Raw genomic sequence first — 17,721 nt, forward strand, 5'->3', positions numbered from 1 at the left:
CGCATGACCGACAACGACGGTGCTGCCGACGTGCAGCACGAGGAGCCGGCGAGCTCTGCGAAGGAGTCAGAAGTTGTCTCGGCAGAGACCGTCGAACCGGCGGTGGCCGAGCGAGGCAAACGGCTTTCCGGCCGCGCCGGGACGCACGCTCTCCGGGCAGCGGCTGCCGTACTCCTTTGTGCCGCAATTGCTTCGAGTGTCTTCTTCTACATCCAGAACCGGGGCAACAAAGCCACCATCGACGCCAACGCAGACGCCCGCGCCGCTGCATGCAAGTACGCTCCGGTCTTGGCCGACTACGACGCCAAGAACCTGGACACTTACTTCGCCGCTGTCCTCGCCGGGGCGACCGGCGATTGGAAGAAGCAATTCGACAGCACCAGTAAGGAATTGCGCGAGGTGCTCACCCAGGGTGCGGTGGTGTCGAAGGTGAACGACGTCCAGTGTGCGATCAAGACCGGTGACGAGAACTCCGCCGAGGCCATCGTGGTCATCGGGCAGACCATCACCAGCCTCGGCACCCAGGGCAAGCCTGCGCCCGGTCAGTTGTCCATGGTGATGCGCTTGGAAAAGGCCGACGGACGGTGGCTGGTGAACAAGGTGAATTCGCCACTGGCTCCGCCGTTGCAGCAGTAGTCAGCCGAACAGGACGACCCGCATCAGGTGCACGACCCGTTCGCGGGAACAGGTCGGGTCGTCGGAGCCGAAGCGCTGGCCGAGGTCGACGACCAGGGCCAGCGCCGCATGTACCAGCAGCCTGGCCTCGGCGGCACTCAGCTCGGGCCGCGCGCCGACGAGCAGCTTCGCCCACTCTTCGACGTTGAGCCGCTGGATGTTTCGCAGGACTGTCCGTTCGTCCGCAGGCACGTTGCTGATCTCGGCGTAGTAGACGAACGTCAGCGCGCGTTCGGCGAACGAGCCTGCGACATACAGCTCGATCACCGTGCGCAACGCCTGTTCCGGGGAATCCGCGGCGGCGACGGCAGGGCCGATCGCGGCCGAAACCCGGTCGGCGACACGGCGGAACGCGGCCGCCAGGATATCGCCCTTGCCGCGATAGAACCGGTAGACCGTCGAGGAGCCGGGCAGGCCTGCCGCGGCGGCGATGTCCTCCACGCTGACGTTCGGATAGCCACGTTCGTGGAACAGCTCGATCGCGCGCGCGAGCAGCAGCTCGTGCTTGAACGTCTCCGGGATCTCGCTTGCCACAACGGTTTCGGCATCGACGGGCGGTGGAAGGGTGCAGGCGGCCACCGCGCCGCACGCGGTGCCGAGCAGGGCGTGCAATGCACGGACCGGGACCGACACATGATGATCGCCGATGCTGCTGAGCACGCTCAGCACCGCTGCCGCCAGCACGGCCAGGTCGGCCTCGGCGAGCTCAGGGCGGGTCTGGCCGAGCAACGACGTGAGCGCCGAATTCACCGTCGCCAGTTGGTTGTTCAGGGTCGCGGTGTCGGCCTCGTCGAGGTAGCGCCGCTGCCAGCGCAGGAGCGCGGCGCTGCGCCGGTTCGTGATCGATGACGCGATGAGCGCGTCGATGACCTGGGTCAGCCTGGTCTCCGACGGCGCCGAACTCGCGTTGTCCAGCACTGCGGCCTCGGAGAGTGCGCCGAGCCGCAGCGCCTCCTCACGGAACAACGCGTACTTGCTCGGATAGTGGCGGTACAGCGCGGCCGAGCTGATGTCGAGCCGGGAGGCGATGTCCTCCATGCTCACGCCGTGATAGCCGAGCGACCCGAATGCCTCGGCGGAGACCGCCGCGATCTGGGCTCGCCGATCCCGTGGCCGCCGCCGGATCACCCGCGGTGCGGTGCCGTCGGTCGCCTTGTTCGCGGTCCGGCGATCCTGGGCACCCATGCCGCGATGTTAGCCGAACCTCGGGCTTGCCACCGAGGCTTGAACCACCTCTGCTGGGAAGTGACTTGAAGATCACATCTCGAGCAGTATTACCGTGGTTACCTCGATATATTTGGTTCACTCAGATGGAATTCTGCTTAACATAAACGACCGGTTGGTACCCGGCCCCGGCCGTTCGCTCGGCAGGGGTGCTACGCCGCCGCCGGACGCCCGAACAAGACCAGTTGCATCAACAAGCGCACTCGGCACTGAGCCGCCATCGGCTGATTGTCGAAGGCCCGCCCCAGATCGACCACCAACGCGAACGCGGCATGCGTCAGGAACCGCGCCTCAGCGGGCGAGAGCTCCGGCCGCACCTCGCGGAGCAGCCGTGCCCACTCTTCGACGCTGAGCCGCTGGATGTTTCGCAGCACCGTGCGTTCCTCGGCCGGAACATGTTGGAACTCGGTGAAATACACGTAGGTGAGGGCGCGCTCGGCGAACGAGCCCGCGACGTACTGGTCGATCAGCGCCGTCAGGGCGCCCTCCGGACTCGACGAGCTGGCCACCGCCGGGCCGACGGCGCCCGAAACCCGTTCCGCCGCACGACGAAACGCTGCGGCAAGCAGGTCGCTCTTGCCGCGGTAGAAGCGGTACACCGCCGAGGCCGCGGACAGGCCTGCCGCCGTGGCGATATCCTCCACGCTGACGTTCGGGTAGCCGCGTTCGTGGAACAGCTCCACCGCTTTGCGCAGCAGCAGTTCGTGTTTGAACGAATCCGGGATCTCGACCACCTGCAGCGGCTCGGCAGGCTGCTCCGCGGGCAGCTCGGCCTCGATGATCGACTGGCACGCCGAACTCAACAGGTGGGCAAGGGGTTTGGCCGGCAGATTGGCGTGGTGGTCGGAGATGCTGGTGATCGTGCTGAGCAGCGAAAGTCGCAGCACCCGGACATCGTCCTCGGTGAGTTCCGGCCTGAGCCCGGCGAGTTGGCTGCCGAAGGCGTCGAGCACGCCGAGTTGCTGATCCTCGAGTGTCCTGAGGTCGTCGGGCTCGAGGTAGCGGCCCTCCCAGCGCACCAGGGTGATGGTCGCGCGATTCTCGATCGTGACGGCGATGAGCGCGTCGATCACCTGGCGCAGCCGCCGCTCGGGTGGCCAGTCCGCGGCCGCCGCGGGCAGCTCTACCGCCTCGGTCATGGCCCGGCCGACCCGCAGCAGTTCCTCGCGGAACAGCGCGTACTTGCTCGGATAATGCCGGTACAGCGCCGCCGAACTGATGCCGAGCCCGGAGGCGATGTCCTCCATGCTCACGCCGTGATAGCCGAGTGCGCCGAACGCGGCCGCCGAGGCCGCGGCGATCTGTGCCCGCCGATTCTTCGGCCTGCGCCGGATCTCTCGCGGTGCCGAGTCGCCGCTGCTCGCCTTCCGCGCCGTACGGCGATTGTCGACACTCATATCGGACATCGTACTGATCAGCGCTGATGGGAACGGCCACGGCTCGGGGCTGAGCCGGACGGGCTCGGTCCAGACCCGGTTCGCTCAGCGCGGGGCGCGCCGAAATGTGCCGGACGTCGCTGGCCGATCCCGTGGGTGACCGCTGTGCGGGCCGTCACAATCCCGTGCCGTGCCGACCTTTGGTCACGGACGCGGAGTGAGGACCAGTCGCGCCTTTCCGCGTGGAACGGTGGTGATGTTGCGCGTCTTCGGTTGTTCGGGCTTCGCCCCTTCCGGCAGCGAAAGTGTGTGCCGCACCAGGATTTCGCGCAGCACCGCGGTGCCCTCCATGAGGGAGAAGCCCGCACCGATGCAGCGCCGGACGCCGCCGCCGAAAGGGAACCAGGTGTTCGGGGCCACCTCACCGGTGAGGAACCGATCCGGGCGGAAGGCGCCGGCATCGGGATGACTGTCGGGATTGCGATGCGCGAGCAGGATCGAGGTGTTCACCACCGTACCTGCGGGCAGTCGCCTGCCGCCGATTGTCATGTCCCTGGTCAGTTTTCGGTTCGTGCCGTTGATGATGACGTGCAGGCGCATCGCCTCTTTCAGCACGGCTTCGAGGTACTTCTCGTCGCCGTTGCGCGCTGCGTCGTACGCCTCGGCTTGGATCGCCGGATGCGCGGCGATCTCGTACAGCGCCCAGGACAGCGCGGAGGCGGTTGTCTCGTGACCGGCGAGCAGCAGGGTGATGAGCTGGTCGCGCAGCTCGGCGTCGGTGAGCGGCGGATCATGATCGTCGCCGGTGCCCGCGTGCAGGAGTGTGGATAGCACGTCGGTGCGTTCGGCCAGGTCCGGCGCGCGCCGCCGACCCGCGATCTCGGCGTAGAGGAGGGCGTCGAGCTCGTGCAGGTTGTCGGCGAACCGCTTCCACGGGCCGAAACGGGCAAGCAGGGCCGACTGGAAGCCGAGGAACACCAGCGGGTTGAGGTGCACGATGCGCTTCAGTCGTGGCGTCAGCTCGGCACGGGTCTTCGCGTCGGTGACGCCGAACACCACCTGGGTGATCACCTCGAGGGTGAGCGCGTTCATCCGGTCGAGCGTGACCAGCGTGGAACCCGTTGTCCAACGGTCGATCTCGGCTATCGCGATCTCGGCGACCAGGTCGCGATAGCCGCGCAACGCCGAGCCGTTGAAGGCGGGCATGAGCAGCCGCCGCGCCCGCGCGTGCTCGTCCTCGTCGGTGAGCAGCAGCGAGTGCTGGCCCATGATGGTGCCGAGGATCTGGTTGCCCTCGCCCGCGTGCATGTCGCGCGGGTTGCCCGCGTAGATCTCCTTGATGTGTTCGGGACGAGAGAACACCACGGCGTTGTCCGCGAACGGCGGTACCCGCAGCGTGAACACGTCACCGTAGCGGCGGGCGTTTGCGGAGATGAACCGCTGACGGTTGAGCTGGTACCAGGCGCCTTGCAGGAGCGCGGGCAGCCGAGGGCCCGGTGGATAGGCGGTGACCTCGGACTGGGCTCGGACGTCCTGTGCGGCCACGATGCCACCTCCCCTGGGTAAGACGAAGCCTGTTGCCTACCACGCTAGGAGATACACGCGGCAAGGTCTATGACGCGGTCGCTTTTCAACCGCACTTGACGGGATCCGCCGGAGCGGCCATCCTGGGTCGGTCAGCACCTCGCTAGGCGAGGCTCCTGCGCGAACACAGGCCACTGATCCGACGACGTCGAGAGACGCCCAGGATCAGGACAGATCGCTTCGGATTAAGGGGCGATCCCAGGTGGCTTCCCGGTCTCGGGATACGTCGTGCAGTGCCGAAGCTCTGACGAGAGGGGTGCCGCCCGGCCGTTCCGGCCGTGGCGTTCCCCTGCCAAGCGTGGTCCGGCACCAGGTATCGGCGACGCGCCCGTGCGTCTCGGCAGCGAGGAGGTGAGGGTCGATGGAATCCGGCGATAGTCCTTATCCGAGTAGCGATTTCGCATCCCTCTTGCTCTCGGCCCGCTGCCGCCGTTGCGGCGACTGAACCAGAACCGATCCTGCGCCATCGGCATTCCGTGTCAACACGCGGTGCGGTCGCTGGTGTTTGTTGTGCCTGAAAACGGTTGTGGTGGTGGGCCTTCCGAAAGGAGTTCATCATGACGTTCGCATTTCCGCGGGAACTGCCGCTGTGGCCAGGACTCGTCTATTCGGCCCGTCGCACCATGGCCAGGTACCGGCTGACCCCCGACGAGCGCCGCAATCTCGTCGCGGCGCGCGCGGCAAGGGCCGCCATCTTCACCGCCTCCATGGGCGGCCATTCCTACTACCGGTAGTGGTGGTTGCCTGGTCATCCCCGTCGGTACCACCGGGGATGACCAGGCTTTTTCACGGGGCAGTGGCGGGCCGGATGGTGGCGTACCAGTCGAGGAGGTCCGGGTTGTCGACCGCGCTGCGTTCGACGACGCGGGCGGGATCGGCGCCCTGGAAGAGTTTTTTGATGGGCACTTCGAGCTTCTTGCCGGTGCGGGTGTGCGGAATGCCTGGGGCGACGAGGATTTCGTCGGGGACGTGCCGTGGCGACACCTCGGTGCGGATGGTGGTGTTGATCCTGGTTTTCAGGTCGTCGGTGAGTTCGGCGCCGGGGGCGAGCACGATGAACAGTGGCATCCAGTAGCCGCCGTCGGGTTGCTCGGCGCCGATGACCAGGGCCTCGGCGATCTCGGGGAGGCGCTCGACGGACTGGTAGATGTCGGCGCTGCCCATCCGGATGCCGTGTCGGTTGAGCGTCGAGTCGGAGCGGCCGTGGACAACGACGGTGTCCCGCTCGGTGATGGTGATCCAGTCGCCGTGCCGCCAGATGCCTGCGTACATGTCGAAATAGGCGTCGTGATACCGCTTTCCGTCGGGATCGTTCCAGAAGCGGACCGGCATGGACGGCATGGGCTTGGTGATGACGAGCTCGCCGACTTCGTCCCGCACCGGCTGTCCCGCAGCGTCGAAGGCGTCGAGTGCCGCGCCGAGGAAGCGCGTGGAAAGCTCACCAGGCCAGGCCGGGACGGTAGGCGCCCCACCGATAAAGGCCGAAACCACATCGGTGCCACCGCTGATCGAGTTGACCTGCACGTGCTCACCGGTGTTCGCCCCGAGCCACACCGCCGACGAGGTCGGCAACGACGCCCCGGTGATGCCGACGGTGCGCAGTGCGGACAGATCGTGTTCGGCACGCGGCACCGCGCCCGCTTTGATGCAGGCGAGCACGTAGCCGGGGCTGGTGCCGAGCACGGTGGTCTTCGTCTCGGCGGCGATGCGCCACAACGCATCCGGCGCCGGATAGGTGGGACTGCCGTCGTAGCAGACGATGGTCGCGCCGACCAGCAGGCCGGCGATCTGGAAGTTCCACATCATCCAGCTCGGGCTGGTGTACCAGAAGAAGGTGTCGTCGGCACCGATATCGGATTGCAGCGCAACGGCTTTGAGGTGTTCCAGCAGCACGCCGCCGTGGCCGTGCACGATGCCCTTCGGCAACCCGGTGGTGCCGGAGGAGAACACGATCCACAGCGGATGATCGAAATCGACCGGCTCCGTGGTGATCACCGCGGGAGCCGCCTCGTCGGTGGCGATCGCGTCGCGCCACAACGTGGCGTCGGCGACCTCCAGTCCGAGCTGCGAGACGACGATCGTGCCGCTGAGACCGGCGAAACCGGCTTGCAGTGCGGCGATATCGGCGCGCTTGTCGTGCGCCTTGCCGCCGAAGCGGTACCCGTCGGCGGTGATCAGCACCGTGGGTTCCAGCTGGCCGAGCCGATCCAGCGCGGCCTTGGGCGAGTAGTCCTGGCCGCACGCGCTCCAGACGGCGCCGATGCTCGCGGTCGCCAGGAACGCGACCACCGCCTCCGGAATGTTGGGCAGGTATCCGGCCACCCGATCGCCGGGCCGGACGCCGAGGGCGCGCAGGGTGCGCGCCAATGCCGCGGTGTCGTCGATCAATTCGGCCCAGGACACCTCGCGGATCGGTGCGTCCTCGGCGATCGCGAGGATCGCGGGCCGGTCGGTCCGGAACTGCCGGATCACCTGATCGACGTAGTTCAGCCGCGTGCCGGGAAACCATTGCGCGCCTGGCATTTCCATGCTGGAGATGACCTCGCCGGCGACCTCGCCCAGCTCGAAGTAGTCCCAGACCGCACGCCAGAAACCGGCGAGATCATCGACGGACCACTGCCACAGCGTGCGGTAGTCCGGCGCGGCAACCCCGGTGCGCGCCTCGACGAACGTCGCGAAATCGGTGATGCGTGCCTGCGCGATATCCGCTTCGGTCGGCACCCATTGTGGTTGCACCGTGTTCCTCCTGGCTGTTCGAACTGGTGGTCAGGCGCGGTCGGCGCGCCGCACGATCTGCTCGGCATGGCGCAGCACGGGGGCGTCGACCATGCGACCCTCGAATGCGAACACGCCACGATGCCGGGGTACCTCGTCGAGCACCCGCCTTGCCCAGTCCACCTCGGTCGCCGACGGTGCGTAGGCCGTGCGGATGACCGGGACCTGGCTCGGGTGGATGGCGACCTTCGCGTCGAAGCCGCTGGCGACGGCGTCCAGCGCTTCGGCGTGCAGGCCCTCGAGATCCTTGATGTTCAGATAGACCGAGTCGAGCGCGAACTTGCCGTACGCCTTGGCCGCAAGCAGCGTGGTCGACCGAACATGGCGCGCGACATCGCGATAGCTGCCGTCGTCGTGCCTGCTGGAGTTGCCGCCGAGCCCGGCGATGAGATCCTCGGCGCCCCACATCACGCCGATCGCGTTGCGCGCCATGGCCGCTCGGCCGACGGCGAGCGCGCCGAGCGGCGACTCGATCAGTGCAATCACCTCGTACTCGGCCAGCGCCGAGAGCTCTTCCGCGGATTCACATTTCGGCAGCATGATGCGCCGATACCTGGTGTCGGCCAGCGCGGCGAGGTCGAGCGGGTGCTCGTCGGTGCCGACGGCGTTGATCCGGACCACGGTGGTCTCGGGATCCAACGGTGTCTCGACCAATGCCTTGCGGGCGGCCGCCTTGTCGCCGGCGGCAACGCCGTCCTCGAGGTCGAGGATCACCACATCCGCTGCCGCGGCGGCCTTTTCGTAGCGTTCGGGCCGATCGGCCGGGCAGAACAGCCAGGCGGGGCCTGGCACCTCCCACGTCATGACGGCTCGGCGGTGGGTCGTAGCCGGATCATCGCGTTGCGCACGGCGACCGCGACGACAACGCCGTGCTGGTTGCGGGCGGTGTGGCGGAAGGTGACGATGCCCTCGCCAGGCCTGCTCTTCGACACTCGCTTGTCGAGCACCTCGGTCTCGGCGTAAACGGTGTCACCGTGGAACAGCGGGGCGGGGAACTTCACCTCGGAGAAGCCGAGATTGGCGACCGTGGTGCCCTGGGTCAGGTGCGCCACCGCGAGGCCGACCATGGTTCCGAGGGTGAACAGCGAGTTGACCAGGCGCTGATGGAACGGCTCCTGGGCGTCGCTGTAGGCCGCATCGATGTGCAGCCCTTGCGGATTCATGGTGAGGGTGCTGAACAGCACGTTGTCGGTCTCGGTCATGGTGCGGCCTGGCCGGTGCTCGTAGAGCACGCCGGTCTCGAGCTCCTCGAACCACATGCCGGTCTGCACAACCCTGCGCAGATTCGTCGTCTCGTTCACAGCCCGAGCTCCCGTCCGATCAGCATCAACTGCACCTCCGTTGTGCCCTCACCGATTTCGAGGATCTTGCTGTCCCGATAGTGCCGGGCCACCGGGTATTCGTTCATGAAGCCGTAGCCGCCGAAGATCTGGGTGGCGTCGCGCGCGTTGTCCATGGCCGCCTCGCTGGACACCAGCTTGGCGATGGACGCCTGCTTCTTGAACGGCTTGCCCGCCAGCATCAGTGCCGCAGCGTCATAGTAGGCGGTACGGGCAGTGTGGGCGCGTGCCTCCATCCGACCGATCTTGAACGCGATGGCTTGGTTGCGGCCGATGGCCTGGCCGAAGGCCTCGCGTTCCTTGGCGTAGCGCACGCTCTCGTCGACACAGCCTTGCGCCGCGCCGACCGAGAGCGCCGCGATCGCGATGCGGCCCTCGTCCAGGATGCGCAGGAAGTTGGCGTAGCCGCGGCCACGTTCGCCGAGCAGGTTCTCCTCAGGCACCCTGACATCGGTGAAGCTCAGCGGATGGGTGTCCGAGGCGTTCCAGCCGACCTTGTTGTAGGCGGGCTCGGCGACGAAGCCCGGTGTGTCGGTGGGCACCAGGATGGTGGAGATTTCCTTCTTGTCGCCGGTCTGCCCTGTCACCGCGGTGACCGTCACCAGGCGGGTGATGTCGGTGCCCGAGTTGGTGATGAACTGCTTGCTGCCGTTGATGATCCAGTCGCCGCTGTCGACCACCGCGGTGGTCCTGGTGCCGCCCGCGTCGCTGCCCGCGCCGGGCTCGGTGAGCCCGAACGCGGCGAGCGAACGGCCACTGGTCAACTGCGGCAACCATTCCTGCTTCTGCTTGTCGCTGCCGAACCGGTAGATCGGCATCGCACCGAGGGAGACACCGGCTTCCAGGGTGATCGCCACGCTCTGGTCGATCTTGCCGAGCTCTTCGAGGGCGAGGCACAGCGCGAAGTAGTCGCCGCCCATGCCGCCGTATTCCTCCGGGAACGGCAGGCCGAACAGGCCCATGTCGGCCATGCCCGAGACGACCTCGTAGGGGAAGGTGTGGTTGGCGTCGTGTTCGGCGGCCACCGGAGCGACCACCGACCGCGCGAAGTCTCGCACCGTCATGGCGAGATCGCGGTATTCCTCCGGCAGGGTGCCGGTGGACAGGAAGTCGGTCATGCTGGGTTTCCTTCTGGCTCAGTGGAGTTCGGGTCGGTGGCCGGTGGATCGGCAGGCACGGTGATGCGGGCGAGTACCTGGTCGAGACGTACTTGTGTGCCGGGTGTCACCAGGATCTCGACGGTGCCCGCGACGGGTGCGGTGAGCGAGTGCTCCATCTTCATCGCCTCGACGATGACGATCGGCGCGCCCGCGGCGACGGTCGTGCCGGTTTCGATCGGCACCGCGATCACCGAACCAGGCATGGGGCTGCGGATTTCGGCGTCGCCGACGTGCTCGGCGACGCCGCGCCCGCCCGCCTCCGCCATTTCACGCAGCACGGCGCTGCCCGACGGACCGGCCAGCCAGATCTGGCCGTCGTCTTCGGCAACGCGGTACTCGCGGCGCAGGCCGTCCAGCGTCAGCGTCAGCACGCCGTCGGCGAAAGCCGCAGTGACAGCCACGGATTCGCCTGTTCCGACGCGTGCTGTCGCGGCGTCCGGCGTGCCGGTGACGGACACCTGCTCGACCCGGTCTCCGCCGGCGAGCCGGAGCGAGGTCGGTGCGGCATCGCCGATCCGCCAGCCGGACGGCGCCTGCCACGGGTCGGCCGCTGCCGCGGCCCAGCGGCGCAGCCATCGGTAGGCGGCCGCGGCCAGAAATGCGTCCTCACCCACCGAGGTCGGGTGGAAGTCGGCGACCCGGCGATCCAGCAGCCCGGTATCCAGCTGTCCCGCCGCGACATCCGGGTCGGCGAGCAGGAAGCGCAGGAACTCGATATTGCTGGTCACCCCGAGCAGCACGGTATCGCCAAGTGCCCGATCGAGTTTCGCGATCGCCGCGGTCCGGTCGGCGCCGTGCGCGATCACCTTGGACAGCATCGGGTCGTAGTCGCTGCCGACCACCGTGCCGACGCGCAGCCCGGAATCGACCCTGACCCCGACCCCGTCCGGCTCGGACAGGTCGAGCACCGTGCCGCCGGTGGGCAGGAAGCCGCGACCAGGATCCTCGGCATACACCCTGGCCTCGATGGCATGCCCGATCATCCGGATCTCGTGCTGCTGCACGCCGAGCTTCTGTCCGGCCGCGACCCTGACCTGGCACTCCACCAGGTCAACGCCGGTCACCAACTCGGTGACCGGATGTTCCACCTGCAGCCGGGTATTCATCTCCATGAAGAAGAACTCGTCGGGCCGGTCGGCGGAGACGATGAACTCGACGGTGCCCGCGCCGACATAGTCGACGCTGCGCGCGGTATTGCAGGCGGCCGCGCCGATCTTGGCCCGCGTCGCCGCGTCGAGCAGCGGCGACGGCGCCTCCTCGATGACCTTCTGATGCCTGCGTTGCAGGCTGCATTCGCGTTCGCCGAGATGCAGGACGTTGCCGAACCGGTCGGCGAGGACCTGGACCTCGATGTGCCGCGGCCGGGTGACGAAGCGCTCAAGGAACAGGGTGTCGTCGCCGAACGCGGACGCGGCCTCGCGGCGGGCGCTGACCAGCGCCTCCGGCAGGTGAGCCGGGTCGTCGACCAGCCGCATGCCCTTGCCGCCACCACCGGCGGAGGGCTTGACCAGCACCGGGTAACCGACCTCGGCCGCCGCGGCGATCAGGTCGGCATCGGTCAGGCCGGGCCTGGCGATGCCAGGCACGACCGGGACATTGAAGGCGGACACGGTGTTCTTCGCCGCGATCTTGTCGCCCATCACCTCGATCGCCTTGGCAGGCGGGCCGAGGAAGGCGATGCCCGCGGCATCGAGCGCGGCGGCGAACGCGGCGTTCTCGGACAGGAATCCGTACCCGGGATGCACGCCATGGGCGCCGGTGCGCACGGCCGCGGCGACGACCTTGTCGATGTCGAGGTAGCTTTCGCGGGCCGAGGCCGGACCCAACCGCACCGCAGTGTCGGCCTCGTGCACGTGCCTGGCGTCGGCGTCCGCGTCGCTGTAGACCGCGACCGAGCGAATCCCCATGGCGCGCAAGGTCTTGATGACCCGGACCGCGATCTCGCCGCGATTGGCCACGAGGATGGTGTCGAAACCGACGGGATGAGATTTGTTCAGCATCGCAGTCACATCCGGAAAACGCCGTAGGAAACGGGTTCGAGCGGCGCCTGGGCGCACACCGAAAGGGCAAGTCCGAGGACGGTTCTCGTGTCCGCGGGGTCGATCACGCCGTCGTCCCAGAGCCGGGCGGTCGAATAGTAGGGATTGCCTTGGCTTTCGTACTGCTCGCGGATGGGGGCCTTGAACGCCTCTTCCTCCGCGGGCGACCACGGCTGACCGGAGCTGTCGAGCTGGTCACCGCGCACCGTCGACAGGACGGACGCGGCCTGCTCGCCGCCCATCACCGAGATCCTCGCGTTGGGCCACATCCACAGGAAGCGTGGCGAATACGCGCGCCCGCACATCGAGTAGTTGCCCGCGCCGTACGAGCCGCCGATCACCACGGTCAGCTTCGGCACCCGCGCGCAGGCGACCGCGGTGACCATCTTGGCGCCGTGCTTGGCGATGCCGCCCGCCTCGTAATCGCGCCCGACCATGAAACCGGTGATGTTCTGCAGGAACAGCAGCGGGATCTTGCGCTTGTCGCACAGCTCGATGAAATGCGCGCCCTTCATGGCGGATTCGCTGAACAGCACGCCGTTGTTCGCGACGATGCCGACCGGATGACCGTGGATATGCGCGAAACCGGTCACCAGCGTCTTGCCGTATTCGGCCTTGAACTCGTGGAAGCCGCTGTCCGCCTGCGGATCACCGTCGACAACGCGGCTGATCACCTCGCGGACGTCGTACGGGCTGCGCAGGTCGACCGGGACCACGTCATACAACTCGTCGGTCGGTGCGGCGGGTGCCACCGTCGGCCGGATGGCCCACGGGCTCGCCGGGCGCGGGCCGAGGGTGGCGACGATGCGGCGCACGATGCGCAACGCGTCCTGGTCGTCCTCGGCCAGATGATCGGTGACACCCGAGACGCGCGAATGCAATTCGCCGCCGCCGAGCTCCTCCGCGGTGACCACTTCGCCGGTCGCCGCCTTCACCAGCGGCGGGCCGCCGAGGAAGATCGTGCCCTGATTGCGCACGATCACCGCCTCGTCGCTCATCGCAGGCACGTACGCGCCGCCCGCGGTGCACGAGCCGAGCACCGCGGCGATCTGCGGAATTCCCTTGGCGCTCATGGTCGCCTGGTTGTAGAAGATCCGCCCGAAGTGCTCGCGGTCCGGGAACACCTCGTCCTGCTCTGGCAGGTAGGCGCCGCCGGAATCGACGAGATACACGCAGGGCAGCTGATTCTGCAGCGCGATCTCCTGCGCGCGCAGATGCTTCTTCACCGTCATCGGGTAGTAGGTGCCGCCCTTGACCGTGGCATCGTTCGCCACGATCACGCATTCGCGGCCGGAGACCCGGCCGATCCCGGTGATGATCCCGGCGCCGGGGGAGTCGTCGCCGTACATCCCGGTCGCGGCGAGCGGGGAGAGCTCGAGGAACGGGCTGCCAGGGTCGAGCAACTGGTCGACCCGTTGCCGCGGCAGCAGCTTGCCGCGTGCGACGTGGCGGTCCCGCGCCTTCGCGGGTCCGCCGAGCGCGGCGGCGGTCAGCCTGGCGCTCAGGTCGTCCACCAGCGCCTTGTGGGCGGCTCGGTTGTCGACGGCCTCTTCGGTAACGGTCATGAGGTGATCCTGACGGTCCAGCGTCGCGAAGCGACTCGATGAGGGGTGGTGGTCGGGTGGCGGGTGGGCCAGTTAGTCACCGATAACTGGGATTCAGGTTAATCTTGGTTAACCGAGATGTCCAGGTAGGGCGAAAGGAGCGCGTGTGACCAGCATCGACAACGGCACGCTCACCCGCCGCGAACAGCTGAAGGCGCAGCGAAGGCAGCAACTCCTCGACGCGGGCGCCCGGCTCATCGCCGACCGGGGATTCCTCGGCATGCGCCTGGACGACCTCGGCGCCGCCGTCGGCATCAGCGGTCCCGCCGTCTACCGCCACTTCCCCAACAAAGAGGCGTTGCTTGTCGAGCTGCTCGTCGGGGTCAGCCAGCGGCTGCTCGACGGCGGCAAGGACGTGGTGGCCAGCACGACGTCGGCGCAGGAGGCGCTCGGCGCGCTCGTCGATTTCCACCTCGACTTCGCGCTCGGGGATCCCGAGCTCATTCGGATCCAGGATCGGGACCTCGAGAACGTGCCGACCGCCGCACGGCGCGAGCTGCGCCGCACCCAGCGCCAGTATGTGGAGATCTGGGTCGAGGTGCTGCGCGAACTGCACCCCGGGCTACCCGAGGAGACGGCGCGGGTACAGGCCCACGCCGCGTTCGGCCTGATCAACTCGACGCCGCACAGCGCGACGAAGGCGACCGCCACTCGTGCCAGGCCTGTCCTGCGTCGAATGGCGTTGAGTGCCTTGGGTTAGCCGCCCGTCGCCGGCGGTCGGGTGCTTGCTCATCGAGCGCTCCAGCCGCCGTCCATGGTGTAGGACGCGCCGGTCACCATGCCCGCTTGCGCCGACGCCAGCCAGCCGACCAGCGCGGCCACCTCGTCCGGCTCGACCAGCCGTTTGATCGCACTCTCGGTGAGCAGGATCTTCTCCAGCACCTCCTGCTCCGGGATGCCGTGTGCCGCAGCTTGATCGGCGATCTGCTTGTCCACCAACGGTGTTCGGACATAGCCGGGGTTCACGCAGTTGCTGGTGACGCCGTGCCTGCCGCCTTCCAGCGCGGTGACCTTGGACAGGCCCTCCAGCCCGTGCTTGGCCGTCACGTAGGCGGACTTGAACTCCGAAGCCCGGAGCCCGTGCACCGACGAGATATTGATGATCCGGCCGAAGCCCTGCCGATACATGTGCGGCAGGGCCGCGCGGATCAGCAGGAACGGCGCCTCGACCATCAGCGTCAGCAGGGTGCGGAAATCGTGCGGTGTGAAATCCTCGATCGGGCTGATGCGTTGTACCCCGGCGTTGTTCACCAGGATGTCCACCTCGAGGTCGAGGCTTTCCAAGGCCTCGACCTCGAGCAGGTCCACCGCCCATGACGTGCCGCCGAGCTCGCGGGCCAGCGCTTTGGCGCCGACCTCGTCGATGTCGGCCAGGGTGACCGCCGCCCCGCGCGCGGACAGTTCCCGCGCGCAGGCCGCGCCGATCCCGCTGGCTGCCCCGGTGACCAAAGCGGAACGTCCTGCGAGGTCGGTCATTTGGCGGCCACCGGAGCGGGCTTGGTCGCCAGGTACTCGGCATCGGCGAGGTCGATGCTTGCCAAATCCAAGCCTTTCGTTTCGCGGGCGACGATCACGGCGACCACGGTGACGGACGCGGCAATGGCGAGATAGATCGCGATCGGCACCGCGGATTTGTAGGTGTTCAGCAGGCGGACCGCAATGATCGGCGCCAGCGAGCCCGCCACGATCGAGGTGACCTGATAGCCGAGGGACACACCGGAATACCGCATCCGGGTGGGGAACATCTCCGCCATGATCGCGGGCTGGCCCGCGTACATCAGCGCATGGAACACCAGGCCGATGATGATGGCGAACAGGATGACCGCGTTGTGGCCGCTGTCCATCATCGGGAAGGCGAAGAAGCCCCAGGTGCCCGCGGTGAGCGCGCCGACCAGGTAGACCGGCTTCCTGCCGAAACGGTCGGACAGCTTGCCCGCCACCGGGACCATCACGAAGTGCACAGCGTGTGCCGCGAGCAGCCACCACAGGATGACCTTCGTGTCGACGTGCACCTGCACCTTGAGGTAGGTGATGGTGAAGGTGACCACCAGGTAATACAGGATGTTCTCGCCGAAACGCAGGCCCATCGCGGTGAGTACGCCGCGCGGGTAGCGCTTGACCACCTCGACGACGCTCAGCGACGTCGCCTTGATCTGTTCCACTTCCTGTTGTGCCGCAATGAAAATGGGTGCGTCGGTGACCTTCGTGCGGATGTAGTAGCCGACGAGTACGACCACCGCGGACAGCCAGAACGCCACGCGCCAGCCCCAACTGAGGAAGGCGGCTTCGGACAACCACGTGGTCAGCGCCAGCAGCACCAGGGTGGCCAGCAGATTGCCCATCGGCACGCCCGCCTGCGGCCAGCTCGCCCAGAAGCCGCGGCTGCGGCTCGGACTGTGTTCGGCCACAAGGAGTACCGCGCCGCCCCACTCGCCGCCGACCGCGAAGCCCTGAATGAAGCGCAGGACGACCAGCATGGCTGGTGCCCAGTATCCGATCTGGCCGAAGGTCGGCAGACATCCCATCAGGAACGTCGCGCTGCCGACCAGGATCAGGCTGAACTGCAGCAGCTTCTTGCGCCCGTACTTGTCGCCGTAGTGTCCGAAGACGATGCCGCCGAGCGGGCGTGCGGCGAACCCGACCGCGTAGGTGACGAACGCGGCGAGGATCGCGTCCAGATCGCTGGTGCCCTTCGCGAAGAACACCTTGCTGAACACCAGCGTCGCCGCCGTGCCGTACAGGAAGAACTCGTACCACTCGACGACCGTGCCCGCCATCGACGCGGCAACCACCCGTTTCAGCCCGGTCGGCGCCTTTCCTGGCTCATCCGTCGGCCACAGTGCGCTGCGCACGCTCATCGAACTCTCCTTCGTGCCCGGGCTCACAATCACGATCGTGTGTGACCGGCCCCACAAATCTTCGGCTGCACCGAGTATTCGTGCACATAACGCGGTCCGCAATGCCCAGATCCGCACGACACATCTGCGAGAATGCACATATGAGCGTGCTGGCCTCGGGATCTTCCCGACGACCGAGCGCCGACGATCTCCTCGTTCTGCTCGCCGTCGGCCGCTCCGGCCGCTTCGTCACCGCAGCCGACGAACTCGGCCTCAACCACACCACCATCTCCCGCCGCATCACCGCGCTCGAACAAACCCTCGGCGGACGCGTCCTGACCCGCGTCGCAGGCGGCTGGGAACTGACCGACCTCGGTCGGGAAGCATTGGTGGCGGCCGAGGCCGTCGAATCGGCGGTGCAATCCCTCGCCGCCGACGCAAGCGGAAACCGGGTGCTCGAGGGTGTCGTCCGGATCTCGGCCACCGACGGATTCAGCGCATACCTCGCCGCTCCTGCTGCCGCTGAGGTCCGGCGGCAGCACCCCGGGATCACCGTCGAGATCGTTGCCACCACCCGGCGTGCCTCCATCCAGCGCTCCGGCCTGGACCTGGAAGTGGTGGTCGGCGAACCACAAGTCCACCGCGCTAAAGCGATTCGCCTCGCCGACTACTGCCTCGGCCTCTACGGTTCCCGCGACTATCTCCGCGAACACGGCACCCCGGCAACCATCGATGACCTCGCCGACTACCCCCTCGTCTATTTCATAGATTCCATGCTCCAGGTAGACGACCTCGACCTGGCCTCCAGCTTCGCCCCCGCCATGCGCGAATCCGTCACCTCCACCAACGTTTTCGTGCACGTCGAAGCCACCCGCGCCGCCGCAGGCCTCGGCCTGCTCCCCTGCTTCATGGCCGACCGCCACCCCGACCTACACCGCATCCTGACCGATATCGTCTCGGTCAACCTCGCCTACTGGCTGGTCACCCGCCCCGAAACCCTCCGCCGCCCAGAGGTGTCCGCCTTCGTAGACGCCCTTCGCGCCAAGGTCCATGACGAACGAAACGCCCTGATGGGCAAATAGCGCCCTCGGCTCGTCCTCGGTAAGA

Annotated in this window: 15 protein-coding genes and 1 riboswitch; of the genes, 4 read left to right on the top strand and 11 right to left on the bottom strand. The window is 67.4% G+C overall.

Annotation, left to right across the window (positions count from 1 at the left end):
• Nucleotides 1–3: 3 nt before the first annotated feature.
• Complete coding sequence (locus tag NA11_RS22475) at nucleotides 4–636, top strand: Rv1363c family protein (RefSeq protein ID WP_069163937.1); 633 nt, start codon at nucleotides 4–6, stop codon at nucleotides 634–636.
• Here the strand turns inward: NA11_RS22475 and NA11_RS22480 are convergent, their stop codons facing one another.
• The 3 genes from NA11_RS22480 to NA11_RS22490 all read right to left on the bottom strand — a co-directional run bounded on the left by NA11_RS22480 (nucleotide 637) and on the right by NA11_RS22490 (nucleotide 4,820).
• Nucleotides 637–1,860, bottom strand: coding sequence for a TetR/AcrR family transcriptional regulator (locus tag NA11_RS22480; RefSeq protein WP_069163938.1), 1,224 nt, complete (start codon nucleotides 1,858–1,860; stop codon nucleotides 637–639).
• 191 nt (nucleotides 1,861–2,051) lie between these two features.
• Entirely contained in the window at nucleotides 2,052–3,296 is a 1,245-nt protein-coding gene (locus NA11_RS22485) for a TetR/AcrR family transcriptional regulator (RefSeq protein WP_069163939.1), read from the bottom strand.
• Nucleotides 3,297–3,479: 183 nt separating this feature from the next.
• Complete coding sequence (locus tag NA11_RS22490; RefSeq protein ID WP_069163940.1) at nucleotides 3,480–4,820, bottom strand: cytochrome P450; 1,341 nt, start codon at nucleotides 4,818–4,820, stop codon at nucleotides 3,480–3,482.
• A gap of 131 nt (nucleotides 4,821–4,951) precedes the next feature.
• Nucleotides 4,952–5,122, top strand: a riboswitch (M-box (ykoK) riboswitch).
• A 294-nt stretch (nucleotides 5,123–5,416) separates the two neighbouring features.
• On the opposite strand from NA11_RS22490, the gene NA11_RS45765 reads away from it, so the two are divergent.
• Nucleotides 5,417–5,593, top strand: a complete 177-nt coding sequence (locus NA11_RS45765; protein ID WP_167837705.1) for a hypothetical protein — start codon at nucleotides 5,417–5,419, stop codon at nucleotides 5,591–5,593.
• 52 nt (nucleotides 5,594–5,645) lie between these two features.
• Here the strand turns inward: NA11_RS45765 and NA11_RS22500 are convergent, their stop codons facing one another.
• The 6 genes from NA11_RS22500 to NA11_RS22525 are packed head-to-tail and all read right to left on the bottom strand — an operon-like array spanning nucleotide 5,646 to nucleotide 13,738.
• Entirely contained in the window at nucleotides 5,646–7,595 is a 1,950-nt protein-coding gene (locus NA11_RS22500; protein WP_069163942.1) for an acetoacetate--CoA ligase, read from the bottom strand.
• Nucleotides 7,596–7,625: 30 nt separating this feature from the next.
• On the bottom strand, nucleotides 7,626–8,438 hold the full coding sequence (locus NA11_RS22505) for an HpcH/HpaI aldolase/citrate lyase family protein (protein WP_069163943.1): 813 nt from the start codon (nucleotides 8,436–8,438) through the stop codon (nucleotides 7,626–7,628).
• Nucleotides 8,435–8,935: a MaoC family dehydratase gene (locus tag NA11_RS22510; protein WP_167837706.1), complete on the bottom strand. Its 501-nt coding sequence runs from the start codon at nucleotides 8,933–8,935 to the stop codon at nucleotides 8,435–8,437. The genes NA11_RS22505 and NA11_RS22510 overlap by 4 nt, the downstream gene beginning before the upstream one ends.
• Nucleotides 8,932–10,092: an acyl-CoA dehydrogenase family protein gene (locus NA11_RS22515; RefSeq protein ID WP_069163944.1), complete on the bottom strand. Its 1,161-nt coding sequence runs from the start codon at nucleotides 10,090–10,092 to the stop codon at nucleotides 8,932–8,934. Before NA11_RS22515 ends, NA11_RS22510 begins: the two co-directional genes overlap by 4 nt.
• Nucleotides 10,089–12,134, bottom strand: a complete 2,046-nt coding sequence (locus NA11_RS22520; protein WP_069163967.1) for an acetyl-CoA carboxylase biotin carboxylase subunit — start codon at nucleotides 12,132–12,134, stop codon at nucleotides 10,089–10,091. Before NA11_RS22520 ends, NA11_RS22515 begins: the two co-directional genes overlap by 4 nt.
• Nucleotides 12,135–12,139: 5 nt before the next feature.
• Entirely contained in the window at nucleotides 12,140–13,738 is a 1,599-nt protein-coding gene (locus NA11_RS22525) for a carboxyl transferase domain-containing protein (RefSeq protein ID WP_069163945.1), read from the bottom strand.
• 145 nt (nucleotides 13,739–13,883) lie between these two features.
• On the opposite strand from NA11_RS22525, the gene NA11_RS22530 reads away from it, so the two are divergent.
• Entirely contained in the window at nucleotides 13,884–14,477 is a 594-nt protein-coding gene (locus NA11_RS22530) for an SACE_7040 family transcriptional regulator (protein WP_069163946.1), read from the top strand.
• A 29-nt stretch (nucleotides 14,478–14,506) separates the two neighbouring features.
• Here NA11_RS22530 and NA11_RS22535 read toward each other — a convergent pair whose 3' ends face one another.
• Nucleotides 14,507–15,253, bottom strand: coding sequence for a 3-hydroxybutyrate dehydrogenase (locus NA11_RS22535; protein WP_069163947.1), 747 nt, complete (start codon nucleotides 15,251–15,253; stop codon nucleotides 14,507–14,509).
• Nucleotides 15,250–16,635: an MFS transporter gene (locus tag NA11_RS22540; protein WP_069163948.1), complete on the bottom strand. Its 1,386-nt coding sequence runs from the start codon at nucleotides 16,633–16,635 to the stop codon at nucleotides 15,250–15,252. Before NA11_RS22540 ends, NA11_RS22535 begins: the two co-directional genes overlap by 4 nt.
• A gap of 140 nt (nucleotides 16,636–16,775) precedes the next feature.
• Here NA11_RS22540 and NA11_RS22545 point away from each other — a divergent pair, with 140 nt between their 5' ends.
• On the top strand, nucleotides 16,776–17,696 hold the full coding sequence (locus tag NA11_RS22545; protein ID WP_141717771.1) for a LysR family transcriptional regulator: 921 nt from the start codon (nucleotides 16,776–16,778) through the stop codon (nucleotides 17,694–17,696).
• The last annotated feature ends 25 nt before the right edge of the window (nucleotides 17,697–17,721 follow it).

Origin of the sequence: Nocardia altamirensis NBRC 108246 (assembly GCF_001612685.1) — a bacterium.
Taxonomy (GTDB): domain Bacteria; phylum Actinomycetota; class Actinomycetes; order Mycobacteriales; family Mycobacteriaceae; genus Nocardia; species Nocardia altamirensis.

What these genes read in the sequence shown, in the direction of transcription:
- NA11_RS22475 (WP_069163937.1), top strand. Translation starts at nt 4, where the DNA reads ATGACCGACAACGACGGTGCTGCCGACGTGCAGCACGAGGAGCCGGCG.
- NA11_RS22480 (WP_069163938.1), bottom strand. Translation starts at nt 1,860, where the DNA reads ATGGGTGCCCAGGATCGCCGGACCGCGAACAAGGCGACCGACGGCACC.
- NA11_RS22485 (WP_069163939.1), bottom strand. Translation starts at nt 3,296, where the DNA reads ATGAGTGTCGACAATCGCCGTACGGCGCGGAAGGCGAGCAGCGGCGAC.
- NA11_RS45765 (WP_167837705.1), top strand. Translation starts at nt 5,417, where the DNA reads ATGACGTTCGCATTTCCGCGGGAACTGCCGCTGTGGCCAGGACTCGTC.
- NA11_RS22505 (WP_069163943.1), bottom strand. Translation starts at nt 8,438, where the DNA reads ATGACGTGGGAGGTGCCAGGCCCCGCCTGGCTGTTCTGCCCGGCCGAT.
- NA11_RS22515 (WP_069163944.1), bottom strand. Translation starts at nt 10,092, where the DNA reads ATGACCGACTTCCTGTCCACCGGCACCCTGCCGGAGGAATACCGCGAT.
- NA11_RS22520 (WP_069163967.1), bottom strand. Translation starts at nt 12,134, where the DNA reads ATGCTGAACAAATCTCATCCCGTCGGTTTCGACACCATCCTCGTGGCC.
- NA11_RS22525 (WP_069163945.1), bottom strand. Translation starts at nt 13,738, where the DNA reads ATGACCGTTACCGAAGAGGCCGTCGACAACCGAGCCGCCCACAAGGCG.
- NA11_RS22535 (WP_069163947.1), bottom strand. Translation starts at nt 15,253, where the DNA reads ATGACCGACCTCGCAGGACGTTCCGCTTTGGTCACCGGGGCAGCCAGC.
- NA11_RS22540 (WP_069163948.1), bottom strand. Translation starts at nt 16,635, where the DNA reads ATGAGCGTGCGCAGCGCACTGTGGCCGACGGATGAGCCAGGAAAGGCG.
- NA11_RS22545 (WP_141717771.1), top strand. Translation starts at nt 16,776, where the DNA reads ATGAGCGTGCTGGCCTCGGGATCTTCCCGACGACCGAGCGCCGACGAT.